Annotated in this window: 17 protein-coding genes; 9 read left to right on the forward strand and 8 right to left on the reverse strand. The window is 71.8% G+C overall.

Annotated features, from left to right (window positions below; translation table 11 throughout):
* The first annotated feature begins 133 nt into the window (after window positions 1-133).
* The 3 genes from AC5Y43_RS04155 to AC5Y43_RS04165 all read left to right on the forward strand — a co-directional run bounded on the left by AC5Y43_RS04155 (window position 134) and on the right by AC5Y43_RS04165 (window position 3,510).
* Window positions 134-1,333 (forward strand): amidohydrolase, encoded by a 1,200-nt coding sequence (locus tag AC5Y43_RS04155; protein ID WP_499969702.1) that lies wholly within the window; start codon window positions 134-136, stop codon window positions 1,331-1,333.
* Window positions 1,330-2,499 carry a M20 family metallopeptidase gene (locus AC5Y43_RS04160; protein ID WP_499969704.1) on the forward strand — a complete coding sequence of 390 codons (1,170 nt, stop codon included), beginning with the start codon at window positions 1,330-1,332 and terminating at the stop codon, window positions 2,497-2,499. Before AC5Y43_RS04155 ends, AC5Y43_RS04160 begins: the two co-directional genes overlap by 4 nt.
* Window positions 2,500-2,622: 123 nt before the next feature.
* A complete protein-coding gene (locus tag AC5Y43_RS04165) occupies window positions 2,623-3,510 on the forward strand; it encodes a type IV toxin-antitoxin system AbiEi family antitoxin (RefSeq protein ID WP_499969705.1) in 888 nt (295 codons plus the stop codon).
* A gap of 76 nt (window positions 3,511-3,586) precedes the next feature.
* On the opposite strand, the gene AC5Y43_RS04170 is transcribed toward AC5Y43_RS04165, so the two are convergent.
* The 3 genes from AC5Y43_RS04170 to AC5Y43_RS04180 all read right to left on the reverse strand — a co-directional run bounded on the left by AC5Y43_RS04170 (window position 3,587) and on the right by AC5Y43_RS04180 (window position 6,552).
* Window positions 3,587-5,080, reverse strand: a complete 1,494-nt coding sequence (locus AC5Y43_RS04170; protein WP_499969707.1) for a PE family protein — start codon at window positions 5,078-5,080, stop codon at window positions 3,587-3,589.
* Between the two features lie 69 nt (window positions 5,081-5,149).
* Window positions 5,150-5,986, reverse strand: coding sequence for an alpha/beta hydrolase (locus AC5Y43_RS04175; protein WP_499970402.1), 837 nt, complete (start codon window positions 5,984-5,986; stop codon window positions 5,150-5,152).
* Window positions 5,987-6,072: 86 nt separating this feature from the next.
* Entirely contained in the window at window positions 6,073-6,552 is a 480-nt protein-coding gene (locus AC5Y43_RS04180) for a gamma-glutamylcyclotransferase family protein (protein ID WP_499969708.1), read from the reverse strand.
* Window positions 6,553-6,665: 113 nt separating this feature from the next.
* Here AC5Y43_RS04180 and AC5Y43_RS04185 point away from each other — a divergent pair, with 113 nt between their 5' ends.
* The 3 genes from AC5Y43_RS04185 (at window position 6,666) to AC5Y43_RS04195 (ending at window position 10,731) form a co-directional block, all read left to right on the forward strand.
* On the forward strand, window positions 6,666-8,090 hold the full coding sequence (locus AC5Y43_RS04185; protein ID WP_499969709.1) for an NAD(P)H-quinone dehydrogenase: 1,425 nt from the start codon (window positions 6,666-6,668) through the stop codon (window positions 8,088-8,090).
* Window positions 8,091-8,161: 71 nt separating this feature from the next.
* The gene (locus AC5Y43_RS04190; protein WP_499969711.1) at window positions 8,162-9,895 is read left to right on the forward strand and encodes a glycerol-3-phosphate dehydrogenase/oxidase; all 1,734 of its coding nucleotides are present in this window, start codon (window positions 8,162-8,164) and stop codon (window positions 9,893-9,895) included.
* Entirely contained in the window at window positions 9,892-10,731 is an 840-nt protein-coding gene (locus AC5Y43_RS04195; RefSeq protein WP_499969712.1) for a pseudouridine synthase, read from the forward strand. Before AC5Y43_RS04190 ends, AC5Y43_RS04195 begins: the two co-directional genes overlap by 4 nt.
* Before the next feature lie 65 nt (window positions 10,732-10,796).
* Here the strand turns inward: AC5Y43_RS04195 and AC5Y43_RS04200 are convergent, their stop codons facing one another.
* Entirely contained in the window at window positions 10,797-11,222 is a 426-nt protein-coding gene (locus tag AC5Y43_RS04200; protein WP_499969713.1) for a type II toxin-antitoxin system VapC family toxin, read from the reverse strand.
* Window positions 11,223-11,225: 3 nt separating this feature from the next.
* The gene (locus tag AC5Y43_RS04205) at window positions 11,226-11,615 is read right to left on the reverse strand and encodes a type II toxin-antitoxin system Phd/YefM family antitoxin (protein ID WP_499970404.1); all 390 of its coding nucleotides are present in this window, start codon (window positions 11,613-11,615) and stop codon (window positions 11,226-11,228) included.
* Between the two features lie 151 nt (window positions 11,616-11,766).
* Between AC5Y43_RS04205 and AC5Y43_RS04210 the strand changes: the two genes are divergently transcribed.
* From AC5Y43_RS04210 to AC5Y43_RS04220, 3 genes are all read left to right on the forward strand, one after another.
* The gene (locus tag AC5Y43_RS04210; protein WP_499969715.1) at window positions 11,767-12,570 is read left to right on the forward strand and encodes an MBL fold metallo-hydrolase; all 804 of its coding nucleotides are present in this window, start codon (window positions 11,767-11,769) and stop codon (window positions 12,568-12,570) included.
* A 205-nt stretch (window positions 12,571-12,775) separates the two neighbouring features.
* Window positions 12,776-13,933, forward strand: coding sequence for a PPE family protein (locus tag AC5Y43_RS04215; protein ID WP_499969717.1), 1,158 nt, complete (start codon window positions 12,776-12,778; stop codon window positions 13,931-13,933).
* Window positions 13,934-13,949: 16 nt separating this feature from the next.
* On the forward strand, window positions 13,950-15,089 hold the full coding sequence (locus tag AC5Y43_RS04220; RefSeq protein WP_499969719.1) for a PPE family protein: 1,140 nt from the start codon (window positions 13,950-13,952) through the stop codon (window positions 15,087-15,089).
* A gap of 9 nt (window positions 15,090-15,098) precedes the next feature.
* Here the strand turns inward: AC5Y43_RS04220 and AC5Y43_RS04225 are convergent, their stop codons facing one another.
* From AC5Y43_RS04225 to AC5Y43_RS04235, 3 genes are all read right to left on the reverse strand, one after another.
* Window positions 15,099-15,311: a hypothetical protein gene (locus AC5Y43_RS04225; RefSeq protein WP_499969720.1), complete on the reverse strand. Its 213-nt coding sequence runs from the start codon at window positions 15,309-15,311 to the stop codon at window positions 15,099-15,101.
* Window positions 15,312-15,369: 58 nt separating this feature from the next.
* A complete protein-coding gene (locus AC5Y43_RS04230; protein WP_499969721.1) occupies window positions 15,370-15,681 on the reverse strand; it encodes a DUF732 domain-containing protein in 312 nt (103 codons plus the stop codon).
* Between the two features lie 114 nt (window positions 15,682-15,795).
* Window positions 15,796-16,149 carry a DUF732 domain-containing protein gene (locus tag AC5Y43_RS04235; protein WP_499969723.1) on the reverse strand — a complete coding sequence of 118 codons (354 nt, stop codon included), beginning with the start codon at window positions 16,147-16,149 and terminating at the stop codon, window positions 15,796-15,798.
* Window positions 16,150-16,253 lie beyond the last annotated feature (104 nt).

The following is a 16,253-nucleotide window of genomic DNA, read 5'->3' on the forward strand; positions in this document are numbered from 1 at the left end:
TGTTCATTGAACAGACGTCATATAGATAGCAGGGTTACATACTTTTAGTCCACAAGTGTGGGCTAGAGCACGTCTTGCGGTTTGCTAGCCGTGGCCGACCGAGGCCGGATCGTGGCGGTGGGATACTGCGAGGGTGCCCACCAGCTCGACTGACGCCTCAGGCCCCCTCGCCGCGGTCGAGGACGTCGTGCGGCGGCGCGGCGGCGATCTCGTCGAGTTGTCCCACGCGATCCACGCCGAGCCCGAGCTGGCCTTCGCGGAGCACCGCAGCTGCGCCAAGGCCCAGGCCCTGGTCGCCGAGCGCGGTTTCGAGATCACCGCGCCGGCCGGCGGCCTGGACACCGCGTTTCGCGCCGACTTCGGCAGCGGGCCACTGGTGGTCGGGGTGTGCGCCGAGTACGACGCGCTGCCCGAGATCGGGCACGCCTGCGGCCACAACATCATCGCGGCGTCGGCGGTGGGCGCCGCGCTGGCGCTGGCCGAGGTGGCCGAGGAGCTCGGGCTGCGGGTCGCGCTGGTGGGGACCCCCGCCGAGGAGGCCGGCGGGGGCAAGGCGCTGCTGCTGCAGGCCGGAACCTTCGACGACGTCGCGGCGGCGGTGATGGTGCATCCCGGCCCGACCGACATCGCCGCGGCCCGCTCTCTGGCCCTGTCCGAGGTGGTCGTCGACTACCGTGGCAAGGAATCGCATGCCGCGGTCGCGCCGTTTTTGGGCGTCAACGCCGCCGACGCCGTGACCGTCGCGCAAGTGGCCATCGGGGTGCTGCGCCAGCAACTGGCGCCGGGCCAGCTCGCGCACGGGATCGTCACCGACGGCGGGCAGGCCGTCAACGTCATCCCCGGTCGCGCGACGTTGCAGTATGCGATGCGGGCCGTCGATTCGGATTCGCTGCGAGAGCTGGAGGGCAGGATGTTCGCGTGCTTTGCCGCAGGCGCGCTGGCCGCCGGCTGCGAATACGAAATCGACACCCCGGCACCGCCTTACGCGGAACTCAAACCCGACCCCTGGCTGGCCGGCGTTTGCCGCGACGAGATGCGCCGGCTCGGTCGTGAGCCGCTGGCGCCCGAGATCGAGGCCGGGCTCCCGATGGGGAGCACCGACATGGGCAACGTCACGCACGTGCTGCCGGGGATCCACCCGGTGATCGGGGTCGACGCGGGCGGGGCCACCGTGCACCAGCGCGCCTTCACCGCCGCCGCCGCGGGGCCCAGCGCCGACCGCGCGGTCGTCGACGGCGCAATCATGTTGGCGCGCACCGTCGTTCACCTCGCCCAGGACCCCGGGCAGCGCGACCGGGTGCTGGCGGCCCGCGACCGACGGGCGGCGTCGTGAGCCTCGTCGACACCGCCGAATCGTGGTTGGCCGCGCACCACGCGGAGCTGATCTCGTGGCGCCGGCACATCCACCGCTACCCGGAGCTGGGCCGCCAGGAGTTCGCCACCACCCAGTTCGTCGCCGAGCGGCTGGCGGACGCGGGCCTGAACCCGAAGGTCCTGCCCGGTGGGACCGGGCTGATCTGCGACCTCGGCCCCGAGCACGAGCCGCGGATCGCGCTGCGCGCCGACATGGACGCGCTGCCCATGGCCGAGCGCACCGACGCCCCGTACGCGTCGACGATGCCCAACGTCGCGCACGCCTGCGGGCACGACGCGCACACCGCGATCCTGTTGGGCACGGCGCTGGCGCTCGGGTCGGTGCCGGAGTTGCCGGTCGGGGTGCGGCTGATCTTCCAGGCCGCCGAGGAGCTGATGCCCGGCGGTGCGATCGACGCCATCGCCGCCGGTGCGCTGGCGGGGGTGTCGCGGATCTTCGCCCTGCACTGCGATCCCCGGCTCGAGGTGGGCAAGATCGCGGTCCGGCAGGGCCCGATCACGTCGGCGGCCGACCAGCTGGAGATCACGCTGTACTCGCCCGGGGGGCACACCTCGCGCCCGCACCTGACGGCCGACCTGGTCTACGGACTGGGCACGCTGATCACCGGGCTGCCGGGGGTGCTGTCGCGGCGCATCGACCCGCGCAACGGCACGGTGCTGGTGTGGGGCGCCGTCAATGCCGGCGTGGCACCGAATGCGATTCCCCAGACGGGTGTGCTGGCCGGCACCGTGCGCACCGCGAGCCGCCACACCTGGGTGGCCCTCGAGGAGATCATCCGCGAGACCGTGACCGCGCTGCTGGCCCCGCTGGGGATCGAACACACCGTGCAATACCGCCGCGGCGTGCCGCCGGTGGTCAACGAGGACGTCTCGACTCGCATCCTCACCCACGCGATCGAGGCCGTCGGCCCCGACGCGCTGGCCGACACCCGGCAGTCCGGCGGCGGCGAGGACTTCTCGTGGTACCTCGAGGAGATTCCCGGCGCGATGGCGCGACTGGGCGTGTGGTCTGGCGCCGGGGCCCAGCTGGATTTGCACCAGCCCAACTTCGACCTCGACGAGCGGGCGCTGGCGATCGGCCTGCGCGCGATGGTCAACATCGTCGAGCAGGCGGCCCTCTTCTAGCCCGCGGCCCTGCCGCGCCGCGAGCGCCCGTGTTTGTCCGCGACACGCCGCGTGTAGCTGGCATTTTGCGGTCGCTCGGCGGGTGAATTGTGGGCGTGGAAGTTTGGCTCGACCATTGCCGGCATGCATTCAGGGCTCGAGCGATTGCTCGATGCACAAGGCGGAGTGGTCACATCTGCCCAGTCGCTGACCTTTCTCACCCGCCGCGAACTAGAGCATCTGCTGAAATGTGGTGTACTGCAAAAGGTTTGGCATGGAATCTACGGCCGTGGCGAGGTTGGCGATGCGCTGCGATTGCGCGGACTGGATCTATCGACGGGCACCAGGGTCGCCGTGTGTCTCTGCACCGCGGCGGCCGCTCACGGCTTCGATACCGAACGACCGGGGGAGTTGCACGTCCTCAACCCCGGCGCCCGCCACTTGCGATCCGCCGACGGGCTGTTCGTGCACCGGCGCGAGGGGGCGCCGCTGACCCTGGTCGGCGGACGGTGGGCGACGTCGCCCGCCTGGACGGCGATCGAAGTCGCCCGGGCCCTGCGCCGGCCCCGGGCGCTGGCGACACTGGATGCCGCGCTACGCAGCGGCACGTGCGACCGCCCGGACCTGACCCGGGCGGTTTGGCGACAGTCCGGCCGGCGCGGGATCGTCGTGGTGCGCGAACTGCTGGATCTGGCTTCGCCATTGGCCGAGTCGCCGATGGAAAGCGAAGCGCGGCTGGTGATGATCGACGGCGGCTTGCCCCCGCCAGTCCTGCAGTACGAGGTCGAGGACTTGCGCGGGCGCGTCTGGCGGCTCGACTACGCGTGGCCGGAATCTCGGGTCGCGGCCGAATACGACGGCGTGGACTGGCACAGCGGGCCGGACGCGTTTCGCCGGGACCGGTTCCGGACGGCCGCGCTTCAGGAGTTGGGTTGGACGATTGTGCCGATCGTTTTCGAGGACGTCAGGTACCGGCCCGACGAGTTGGTGCGGCGCCTGGACGCGCAGTTGCGGCGCGCGAAAGTTGCGTGAGCGCCCGCAAATTGCCGGGGTTACCGGCGTGTCGTCGTACCGACACGGGCGCTCGCGCCAGAAAGGGAGGGGCGGGTTAGAGGCCGTTGGCGCCGAACAGCAGCCCGCCCGTGCCGCCGGCGCCGGGGGCGCCCGTAGCCGCCACGCCGATTCCGCCGTTGCCGCCGTTGCCCCCGTTGCCGATCAGCACGACGTTGCCGCCGGCGCCGCCGGCGCCGCCGGTCGACCCGGCGGCGGTCGCCAACCCGCCGGCCCCGCCGGTTCCGCCGGTCCCGATGAGCCCGGCGGTACCGCCGGCGCCGCCGGCCCCGCCGAGCAGGCCCTGCGTCAGCCCGCCGACGCCCCCGGCCCCGCCGACGCCGGACAGCATGCCGCCGGCGCCCCCGCCGCCGCCGCGCCCGCCGACGCCGTTGGTGCCGAACCCGCCGGCCCCGCCGCCGCCGCCCGCGCCGATCAGCCCGGCGTTGCCGCCCGCCCCGCCGGCGCCGCCGGCGATCAGGGCGGCGCCGGTGTTGCCTCCGCCCCCGCCGCCGGTACCGCCGTCGCCGAACAGGAGCCCGCCCGCGCCGCCGGCCCCGCCGGCGGCGGCGGTGCCCGTGGCGTTCCCGCCGCTGGCGCCGTTGCCGCCGTCGCCGCCGTTGCCGGTCAGCCCGGCGATGCCGCCGGCCCCGCCGGCCCCGCCGGCGCCGGTGCTGAACGCGACCCCGCCGTCGCCGCCGGTCCCGCCGGAGCCGTTCAGCATGCCGCCGGCGCCGCCGATCCCGCCGGCGCCGCCGGCGCCGGTGCCCAGCGCCTGCCCGCCGGCCCCGGCGGCCCCGCCGTTGCCGACCAACACGGCGTTGCCGCCGGATCCGCCCAGGCCGCCGTTGCCCGCCAGGGCGCCCAGCCCGCCCGGGCCGCCGACGCCGCCGTTGCCGAACAGGCCCGCGTTGCCGCCCGGCCCGCCGGCCCCGCCACCGGCGGAACTGGAGCCGCCCATCCCGCCGGGCCCGCCGTTGCCGAACAGCACCCCGCCGGCCCCGCCGGCGCCTCCCGTCCCGCCGAATCCGCCGAGGCCGCCGGCCCCGCCGTTGCCGATCAGCCCGCCGGCGCCACCCGCGCCGCCGGGCACCCCGACCGAACTGCTCGGGCCGCCGTTGCCGCCGTCGCCGTACAACAGGCCGCCGGGGCCGCCGGCCTGCCCCACCCCGGCGATCGTCGTCCCGTTGGCGCCGTTGCCGATCAGCGGCCGACCGAACAGCGCCTGGGTGGGCCCGTTGACCGCGTCGAGCAGGCTCTGCAGCGGCGAGGCGTTGGCGGCCTCGGCGAGCGCGTAGGACCCCGCGCCCGCCGTCACGGCCTGCACGAACCGGTCGTGGAACGCCGCGGCCCCGGCGCTGAGCTGCTGGTATTCGGCCGCGTGGGCGCCGAACAGCGACGCGACGGCCTGGGACACCGCATCCTCGGCCGGGGCCAGCAAGGCCGTCGGGACCGCCGCGGCCGCGCTGGCCGTGGCGATCGTCGAGCCGATGCCGGCCAGATTCGCGGCCGCCGACTCGACCAGTTCGGGCACCGCGAAAACAAACGACATGGCGCACCTCCGACCGGCTCCCGGCAAACGGATCGTATATCCGCGGGGTCGAAAGTGGCCGATAAAACGTTACGGCGAGCCGTCACCCCGGGTCGTGGCGCGCCTGACGTGTTCGGCGATGTGGGCGTAGGTTCGCCGGGTCACGTCGGCGGCCCCGCTCATGATGTTGTAGCCGTGGTCGACGCCGGCCACCTCGTGGTATTCGGCTAACGCCCCGACGGCGTCGAGCTTGCCGGCATAGGCGCGGGCTTCGCCGCGCAGGCGATCGTGTTCGGCGGTCACGACCAGCGCGGGCGCGATTCCGTCGATTCCCTCGGCGTTGTCGCCCCAGGCGGGAGAGGCCAGGCGGTCGCGCCGGCGGGCGGGGTCGGGGATGTAGGCGGTGTCGAAGACCGCGCCCATCCACGGTTTCATGACGGCCCGGCCACCCAGCGGGGACGGCTTGTCGCGGGTGGGCGTGACGAGGTCCAGCGGCGCGTAGTGCAGCACCTGCAGCGCGATGTCCGGGCCGCCGTTTTCCAGCGCCTGGCGGGCGGCCGCGGCGCTGAGGTTGCCGCCCGCGCTCTGACCGCCGACGCACAGCCGGGTGCCGTCCCAGTCCCGGCCGGGGCCGGCCGCCCAGCACACGACGTCGTAGATCTGCTGCGGCGCGGCGGGAAAGCGGTGCCGCGGCGCCAGGACGTAGTCGGGGTTGACCACCGCCACACCCGCGTTGGCGGCCAGGTAGCGGCACCAGGGATCGTCTTGGTCGGGATGTCCGACCACGAAGCCGCCGCCGTGCACGTTGACGTAGACGGGGTGGTTGGCCGCGCCGGCCGGCGGCTGGTAGACGGTCGCCGGCACGGGGCCGTGCCGGGTGGGGATGGTGACCGTCGAGGTTCGGCCCGCCCATTCCGGGAAGCGCACGGCGGCCTTCGGCGCCGGGTTGACCGCGGCGCCGAACGCGCGCGCCAACGCGTCGGCGACCATCGGGCGGGACAGGATCGACGAAATCAGGCGCCGGTCCCCGGGCCGATGTTGCGGGCCGGGCGGGTGCGCAGGCCGTGCACGTAATCCTCGGGCGCACCGGCGATTTCGGCGGCATCGGCCATCACGCCGATGTAACGCGCCGACGGCAGACCCCCCTCCCAGGCGTCCAGCACGTACAGCCACGCCAGCACCGGGTCGGTGGTGGTGTCCGACGAGATGCGCTCCACCCGGCAGCGGATCTTCTTGTGCACCCCGAACTCGGAACCCTCCCAGCGGTCGAGGTTGCACTCGTCGGCCGGCGTCATGTCGTAGAGCACGACGAACACCTTCGAACCCGGGTCCTCGACGATCGTGGCCAGCGCGCCTTCCCAGCCGATGTCCTCGCCGCCGAACGTCAACCGCCACCCGTGCAGCCAGCCCGTTCCGGCCATCGGCGAGTGCGGCGCGCGCTTGAGCATCTGCTCGGGATCCATGTTCGACCCGTACGCGGCGTAGAGCGGCACGGGGAAAGCTTAAACGCCGCGCGCTCGCGCGCTATTCACCCGAGCGTTTCGCGACCTCCCCCCGACGCGGTTAGGTTAGACGCGGTTAGGTTAGACGCGGTTAGGTTAGGAACGTGGTGACCCGCATCGTGATCGTCGGCGGGGGGCCGGCCGGTTACGAAGCCGCGCTGGTCGCCGCGACCCTGGGCGCGGAGCGCTCGGACGCCCCCGACGTCACCGTCATCGACTCCGACGGCATCGGCGGCGCGGCCGTGCTGGACGACTGCGTGCCGTCCAAGACCTTCATCGCCTCCACCGGGCTGCGCACCGAGCTGCGCCGCGCGCCGCGGCTGGGCTTCGACATCGACATCGACGACGCCAAGATCTCGCTGCCGCAAATCCACGCCCGCGTCAAGACGCTGGCCTCCGAGCAGTCGGCCGACGTCAAGGCCCAGCTGCTGGGCATGGGCGTGCACGTGATCGCCGGCCGCGGCGAGCTCGTCGACTCCACGCCCGGCCTGGCGCGGCACTGCGTCAAGGCCACCGCCGCGGACGGCACCGCCAGCGAGCACGACGCCGACGTCGTGCTGATCGCCACCGGCGCCAGCCCGCGCATCCTGCCGTCGGCGCAGCCCGACGGCGAGCGCATCCTGACCTGGCGGCAGCTCTACGACCTCGAGGCGCTGCCCGAGCACCTCGTCGTGGTGGGTTCCGGGGTCACCGGCGCCGAATTCGTCAGCGCCTACACCGAATTGGGCGTGCAGGTGACCGTGGCCGCCAGCCGGGACCGGGTGCTGCCGTATGAGGACGCCGACGCCGCGCGGGTACTGGAGGAATCCTTCGCCGAGCGCGGCGTCAAGCTGGTCAAGCACGCCCGGGCCGAGTCGGTCACCCGCACCGACGCGGGGGTCCTGGTCGCCATGACCGACGGGCGCACCGTCGAGGGCAGCCACGCCCTGATGACGATCGGGTCGATCCCCAACACCAGCGGCCTGGGCCTGGAACGGGTCGGCATCGAGCTGGGCCGCGGCAACTACCTGAGGGTGGACCGGGTGTCGCGCACGTCGGTGCCGGGCATCTACGCCGCGGGCGACTGCACCGGGCTGCTGCTGTTGGCGTCGGTGGCCGCGATGCAGGGCCGGATCGCGATGTATCACGCGCTGGGGGAGGGTGTGAGCCCGATCCGGCTGCGCACGGTGGCGGCGACGGTGTTCACCCGGCCCGAGATCGCCGCCGTCGGGGTGCCGCAGTCGATGATCGACGACGGCTCGGTGCCGGCCCGCACGATCATGCTGCCGCTGCGGACCAACGCGCGCGCGAAGATGTCGGGCCTGCGCCAGGGCTTCGTCAAGGTGTTCTGCCGCAAGTCCACGGGTGTGGTGATCGGCGGCGTGGTGGTGGCGCCCATCGCCTCCGAGCTGATCCTGCCGATCGCGGTGGCGGTGACCAACCGGATCACCGTCAACGAGCTGGCGCAGACGCTGGCCGTCTACCCGTCGCTGTCCGGGTCGATCACCGAGGCCGCCCGCCGGCTGATGGCCCACGACGATCTGGACTGAAAGCCGCCGGAAAACCCACTAGCCTGGGTGCAGCATTGCTACCGACGAGTAACCGATAGGAGCCTGTCGTCGTGACCGAGTCGCCCCCCGCCGCCTCCACGCTTGGGCCCGCCACGCGCGCGGCGGCCTGGGAGCGGCTCGGCGCCGAGCAGTTCGACGTGGTGGTCATCGGCGGCGGCGTGGTGGGCTCCGGGTGCGCGCTGGACGCGGCCACGCGCGGGCTCAAGGTGGCGCTCGTGGAGGCGCGCGACCTGGCGTCGGGCACGTCGAGCCGGTCGTCGAAGATGTTCCACGGCGGGCTGCGCTACCTCGAGCAGCTGGAGTTCGGTCTGGTCCGCGAAGCGCTCTACGAGCGCGAGCTGTCGCTGACCAAGCTGGCCCCGCACCTCGTCAAGCCGATGCCCTTCCTGTTCCCGCTGACCAAGCGCGGCTGGGAACGCCCGTATGTGGCCGCCGGCATTTTCCTCTATGACCGGCTGGGCGGCGCGAAATCCGTTCCGGCGCAAAAACATCTGACCCGCGCGGGCGCGTTGCGGTTGAGCCCGGGCCTGAAGCGCAGTTCGCTGATCGGGGGGATCCGCTACTACGACACCGTCGTCGACGACGCCCGCCACACCATGACGGTCGCGCGCACGGCCGCGCACTACGGCGCGGTGGTGCGGTCCTCGACCCAGGTGGTCGCGTTGCTGCGCGAGGGCGACCGGGTGACCGGCGTGCGGGTGCGCGACTCCGAGGACGGCGCGATCACCGAGGTCCGCGGCCACGTCGTGGTCAACGCGACGGGGGTGTGGACCGACGAGATCCAGGCGTTGTCCAAGCAGCGCGGCCGGTTTCAGGTCCGCGCGTCCAAGGGCGTGCACGTGGTGGTGCCGCGCGACCGCATCGTCAGCGACGTCGCGATCATCCTGCGCACCGAGAAGTCGGTGATGTTCGTCATCCCGTGGGGCGGCCACTGGATCATCGGGACCACCGACACCGACTGGAACCTCGACCTCGCCCACCCCGCGGCCACCAAGGCCGACATCGACTACATCCTCGGCACCGTCAACACCGTGCTGGCCACGCCGTTGACGCACGCCGACATCGACGGCGTGTACGCCGGGCTGCGGCCGCTGCTGGCCGGGGAGAGCGAGGAGACGTCCAAGCTGTCGCGCGAGCACGCCGTGGCCGTGCCCGCGCCCGGCCTGGTCGCGATCGCCGGGGGCAAGTACACGACCTACCGGGTGATGGCCGCCGACGCGATCGACGCCGCCGCGCAGTTCGTCCCGGCCCGGGTGGCGCCGTCGATCACCGAGAAGGTCAGCCTGCTGGGCGCCGACGGGTACTTCGCCCTGGTCAACCAGGTCGAGCACGTCGCCACCCTGCAGGGCCTGCACCCGTACCGGGTGCGCCACCTGCTGGAGCGCTACGGATCGCTGATCGACGACGTGCTGGCCCTGGCGTCCGACGCGCCGGACCTGCTCACCCCCATCAAGGAGGCGCCGGGCTACCTGCGGGTGGAGGCGCTGTATGCCGCCACCGCCGAGGGGGCCCTGCACCTGGAGGACATCCTGGCCCGCCGGATGCGGATCTCGATCGAGTACTCGCACCGCGGCGTCGACTGCGCCCGCGAGGTGGCCGACGTGGTGGCGCCGGTGCTGGGGTGGAGCGCCGGGGACGTCGACCGCGAGGTCGCCAACTACACAGCGCGGGTGGAGGCCGAAATCCTGTCGCAGGCGCAGCCCGACGACGTGTCCGCGGACGAATTGCGCGCCAGCGCGCCCGAGGCGCGCGCGGAAATCCTCGAGCCGGTCCCGCTCAGTTGAGGCCGGCGCCGTTACCCGTGCGCGACGGGCTCGGGCCCGCGCGGGTGCGGCTGCGCGGCGGGCCGGTCCTGGCCGAGCTGACCGCGCGGTTCGGCGCGGCCGACCGCGAGGTGGTCGACGCCGACGGGGCCGCGATCGACGACGCCACAGTGTTGCCGGCGGGTTCCTTCGTGTACCTGTATCGCGAACTGCGCGAAGAGGTTTCGGTGCCGTTCGCGATGCCGATACTGCATCGCGACGACGACATCGTGGTCGTCGACAAGCCGCATTTTCTGGCCACCATGCCGCGCGGGCGCCACGTCGCGCAGACCGCGCTGGTGCGACTGCGCCGCGAACTGGGCCTGCCCGGGCTTTCGCCGGCGCATCGGCTGGACCGGCTGACCGCCGGGGTGCTGCTGTTCACGGTGCGGCGCGAGGTGCGCGGCGCGTATCAGACGCTGTTCGCCCGGGGGCTGGTCGCCAAAACCTACCTGGCGCGCGCGGCCGTCGACCCCGGGCTGAGCCTGCCGCGCGTGGTGCGCAGCCGCATCGTCAAGCGCCGCGGCCACCTGCAGGCGGTCAGCGAACCCGGCGTGCCCAACGCGGAGACGCTGATCGAGCTGGTTTCCGACGGCCTGTACCGGCTGACGCCGCGCACCGGACGCACGCATCAGCTGCGGGTGCACATGGCCTCGCTCGGGATACCGATCGCCGGAGACCCGTTGTATCCCAACGTGATCGACGTGGCCGCCGACGACTTCAGCACGCCGCTGCGGCTGCTGGCGCAGCGCATCGAGTTCGACGACCCGCGCACCGGTGCGCGCCGGGAGTTCGTCAGCCGCCGCGCTTGTCCCTGAGCGAACCCGAATTTGGTCGCCGACGTCCGGGGTAATGTGCCGAATGCTGCCGGCGGCGAGTGTGGCTATTGCCCGGGCGCCAGCCCCACAGCGGCATCTCGCGCGGCGGTGCGTAGCCGCTGGTCCCACACGGCGAAGACGGTGTCGTCAACCCCTAGGGCGAGGACGCTGGCAAGGTGGACCGCATCGGCGCCACGCAGCGCGTGCGCTGTGGCTAACTGCCCGGCGTGGTGGGCAATATTCTCCGTCAGCTCCACCGCCCGAGTGGCTGCCCAGTACTCTTCCCACATCGCCTGGGCGTGGTGTTGTTCCTCGGCGCCCAAGCGGCGTGCACGGCCTGCGGCCGCCAGCGCTGCGCACACCTCTGGATACGCCAACCGAGAAGAGACCGCGGCGTCGCAGCCATCCCATAGTGCCGCGGCAATGTCGCTGTCGTCCTCCTCGACGAGGAGTTTGACGAACGCGCTGCTGTCGAAGTAAACGATCGGCACGGGTCAGCGGCGTTGATCGCTCACCAGGTCAGAGACGGATCCCCGAGCACGCACCCGTGTAGCCCCGCGAGCCGTGGGCCGGTCCGCTGATCGAGGTCGACTCAGTACACCCTGCCGCGTCAGCTCCTCCAGCAGCGGAGCGGTGTCCACAGCCACCAGCCGAACTACCGGCGTTCCCCGATCGGTGACGACGACTTCCTCACCGGCGCGCACCCGCTCGATCCAGTCCGCCAGCTCGGCCCGCAACGTACTCACCGCCACATGCATAAGTAAAGTGTACAACGGAAACGTAGTTACTTGTACGTCGATGCCTGATGCGCAGCGCTCTGGTTGAGTCAGCCGCAGAGGTCGGAAGAGCGCCCGCCGGCATCGCGAGAGGCATATTTCCGACATGGTGGCGATCGCCAACTGCCCGACGGCACCGTCATCTGCACGCTGCCCGGCGGGCGTCCGTATGTCGCCACCTCGAAGCGCGATGATGCCCCGGCGCCCTCAACGACCCGGCTACCGGCGTGAACACCGGGAAACCGGGTAGCCCGTCGCCATGGACATCACCGTCACGTTCGTCGGCAACGCCACCACGCTGATCGCCGCCGACGGACTGACGCTGTTGACCGACCCCAATTTCCTGCACCGCGGCCAGCACGCCTACCTCGGTTATGGGCTGGTATCCAAACGACTCCGCGAGCCTGCCCTGTCCATCGACGAGCTCCCGCCGATCGACGCCGTGGTGCTCTCGCACATGCACGGCGATCACTGGGACCGGGTGTCGCAGCGGGGCCTCGACCATGGGCTCCCGGTGATCACCACCCCGCACGCGGCCAAGCGGCTGCACCATCGCGGCTTCGGCCAGGCGGTCGGCCTGTCGACCTGGCAGCGCCACACGATCATCAAGGGCGCCACCACGGTTCACCTCACGTCGCTGCCCGGACGGCACGCGCCCGGATGGGCGCATCGGCTGCTGCCGCCGGTGATGGGCACCATGCTGGAATTCGTCTCCGCCGACGAGTCGGTGCGCCGGATGTATGTGTCCGGTGACACCCTGCTCGTCGAGGAACTCGACGAGATTCCGCACCGCTTCGACGCGATCGACCTGGGCGTGCTGCACCTGGGGGGCACCCGGTTGCCGGCCGGGCGCCGGCTTCCGTTCGGGCTGACGGTGACCATGGACGGCCGCCAGGGCGCCGAACTGGTCGCGGCGCTGGGGCTGCCGCAGGTGATCCCGATCCACTTCGACGACTACGGCGTGTTCGCCTCGCCGCTGGCCGACTTCATCGGCGAGATGCAGCGCCGCGGCCTGGCCGGGCGAATCGTCACGCTGGAGCGCGGCGGGTCCGTGACCGTGTGAGGGTTCTGGCTGCTCAGCCAGCCCTCAGCCAACCCTGAGTAACGCTTCGCCCCCCCAGCGCCACAGGTATATCGTTCGTCTCATCCGTTACCAACGGGGAAGGATCCGGTACGTGCGGCGTCGAGGTGCGATGTTTCAGCGATTGTCGCGGCGCGGACGACGCGAATTTCCGGGACCGTTCCCCGTCTAGGGGATGTGAGATGCCATGGACTTACTAGCGCTGCCGCCGGAGGTGACCTCCGCGCTCATGCATTCCGGGCCCGGGGCCGGCTCGCTGATCGAGGCGTCCGCCGCCTGGCAGCGCGTGGGCACCGAGCTGGACAACACGGTCAGCACGTACACGACGGTGCTGTCCTCGCTGCTGGAGTCGTGGAACGGCCCGTCGTCGACGGGCATGCTGCAGGCCGTCCAGCCCTACATCACCTGGCTGCGCGCCACCGCGCAGCAATCGCAGCTGATGGCGTCCTCGGCCCAGGCGGCCGCGACGGCGTTCAACACCGCGCGCTCGGCGGTGGTGCCGCCCGCGGCGGTGAGCGCCAACAGGACGCGGCTCGCCCAGTTGGTGGCCACCAACCGGTTCGGCGGCAACCTGCCGGCGATCGCGGCGACCGAAGACGAATACCAGGGCATGTGGGCGACCAACTCCGCGGCCCTGACGCGCTATCAGGCGGCCTCGACCCAGGCCACCGAGCTGCCGGGGTTCTCCTCGCCGCCGTCGATCGCCGACGCCGCCGGGACGGCCGCGCAGGCCACCGCCGCGCAGGCCGGCGCCGCGCCGGCCACCGCCGCGGCCACCTCGGCGGCCTCGACGCCGGTCGGGGATTTCCTGAACTCGGTACTGGGCACGCCATTCGGCTTCGACCCCAACCAGGGTTGGTTCGGGCTGGCGAATACCTACGCCAACCAGTTCATCTCGTCCGGATTCCCCATCAACCTGCTCAGTTACGCCGCGCAGAGCACGTCGGCCCAGGCGCTGCAGAGCGTGGGCAGCGACGTCGGTCAGGGCCTGGCCGAGGGGGAGTCGGCACTGGGCGCCTCGGAGATCGGCCTCGCCAACGCGATCAAGGGCATCGGCTCGGCGCCGACCGCGGCGATGGCTGTCGGCGTGACGATGGGCAAACTGACCGCGCCGCCCGCCGTGGTCGGTCTGCTGCCGGCCGCGCAAACCCCCGTGCAGCTGGCGTCGGCGGCGTCGCCGCTGGATGCCGGGGACGCCGGGTTCGGCATGCTCCCGCCGTTGATGCCGCCGCCCATCTCGGCGGGCAGCGGCTGGCGCAAGCGCAAGCAGCCGCAGGCCGAGGAGCTCGGAATCGGCAAACAGGTCAAGGGATCGGTGATCCACCCACCCCCGTCCGCGGGATGAGAGCCGGCCCGGCGTCATGGATTTTCAGACGTTGCCGCCCGAGATCACCGCGGCGCTGATCCACTCCGGGCCGGGCGCCGGGTCGCTGATCGAGGCCTCGGCGGTGTGGCAGCGGCTGGGCATCGAGATGGAGGACGCCCTGCCCAACTACGCCGCGGTGCTGTCGACGCTGACCGAGGCCTGGCAGGGCCCGTCGTCGACGGCGATGATCGACGCCGTCGACCCCTACATCGGGTGGCTGCGCAGCACCGCCCAGCAGTGCGAGCAGCTCTCCGCCTCGCTGCGGGCCGTCGCGACGGCATTCGAATTGGCTTGCCGGACAGTCGTTTTCCCCGTTCAAGTCAGCGCCAACCGGGTCCGGCTGGCGCGGCTGGTGGCCACCAATTGGCTGGGGACCAACAGCGTGGCGATCGCCGAGACCGACTCGCAGTACGAAGGCATGTGGGTCAACAACTCCGGCGCGATGTACCGCTACGCGGCGACCTCGGCGCAAGCGACCCGGCTGCCGGCGTTCGCCTCGCCGCCCGCGATCGCCAATCCGGTCGCCGCGGCCGCGCAAAGCGGCGCCGCGCCCGCCGCCGCCGCCCCGGCGGCCTCGACCCCCCTGGGGGACTTCCTGACGTCGATCCTGAGCACCCCCGGCGGCTTCAACCCGCACGACGGCTGGTTCGGTCTGGCCAACACCTACGCAAATCAGTTCATCGCCAGCGGGTTCCCCATCAACCTGCTCAGCTACGTGGCGCAAAGCAGCGCGGCCCAGGCGCTGCAGAACGTGGGCGGCGACGTGGGCCAGGGCCTTTCGGAGGGCGAGGCGGCCCTGTCGGCGGCGGGGGCGGACCTGGCCGGCGCGATCAGGGCCGTCGGGTCGGCGGCGGCGCCGACGGCCGCGGTGGGCGTGGGGGTTTCGATGGGCAGGCTGATCATGCCGCCCGCCGCGGTCGGGATGCTGACCGCTTCGCACACCCCGGTGCAACTCGCCGCGGCGGTATCCCCGCTCGCCGCAAGCGAATCCGGGCTGCCCTTCATGCCGCCTCCGATGATGCCGCCGGTGACGCCGCGCGACAAGCGCAAGCGCGAGGGCCGCGACTACGACGACATCGAATACGGGCTGGAGCTCAAGGGGACGTTCATGACCCGGCCGCCCTCGGCGGGGTGAAGCCGAAAGTCACTGCGGCGGTTGGGCGGTCGGCGCCCCGGCAAGGCCGGCCTGCAGGCCGCGATCGATTTGGTCCGCGACGGAGGACCCGTCGCTCGAGACCGTCTGCGGGCAGGCGCAGCTCAGCTCGTTGAAGACACTGGGGTCGGCGCCGGCCGGTACGGCCCCGGCTACCGCGGCGCCCACGGTAAGCGCCGCACTGACAAGGAACTTCGGTGCCACCTGAGAAATTCTAGGTGGCGCAATGTCGCGTCCCCGCAAGAGCGGCGTTGCGATTCCGTTACGACGCGTGCCGGGGGCAGTACGCGCGGATGCTCGCGCCGACGAAGTAGCCGGCGTGGTAGCCGTCCAGATCGGTGTTGTTCATCACCGTCGACGCGACCTGGCTGGGGGTCCTGCCGATATCGAGTTCGTCGCAGACCTCGTGGCCGGCGATCACGGCCTGCTGCGGTGATCCGAAGTGGATGCCCCTGGCGTTCAACGCCGCCAGGAAGGCGTCGTCGCTGGCGTCGGCGTGGGCGATCGGGACGGCGCCGAGCGCGATAAGGACTGCAAACAAGGCCAGGAGTGCCAGGACACGGACGCTTCGCATAGGCGCATCCTCCCTCGCAGCGCAGTCGGCACTCAGCTTCGCACAAGGCGACTATCGCTGAATTGCAATCGTGACAACTGCCGCCGGGGGATCAAACCGGCCGGTATCAGCCCGTCAGGACGGAATGTCCGCGTACTGCGGGCAGTAGGCGCGCTCGGAAAGGGCGACAAAGAACCCGGAGTTGGCGCCGTCCAGCGTGCTGCTGTTCATCACGTCCATCGCGATCTGGTCCTGCGTCTTACCCATTTGGAGCTGGCGGCAGACCAGGTGCCCGGCCGCGATCGCGGAGGGGGCGGACTCGTGCGCGATGCCGTGCGAGTGCAGCACCGTGATGAACGCGTCATCGGTGCCATCGGCGTGAGCGGTGGGGGCGGGTGCCAGGGGACCGAGCAACGCGACCGCCGGGACGAATCCGGCGGCCAATACCGACAACAGCGGGCGGAGCCTGCGGGTACGGGTCTTCGGCATGCCTGCAGACTCGCCCACAAAGGTTGCCGGGAGGTTACGGCTGTGCATCGTGTAATGGTCGCGGACGTTTCAAACACCGCAAATATTTAGAAACACCGCGACAT

It is taken from the genome of Mycobacterium sp. NGS57, assembly GCF_059812405.1.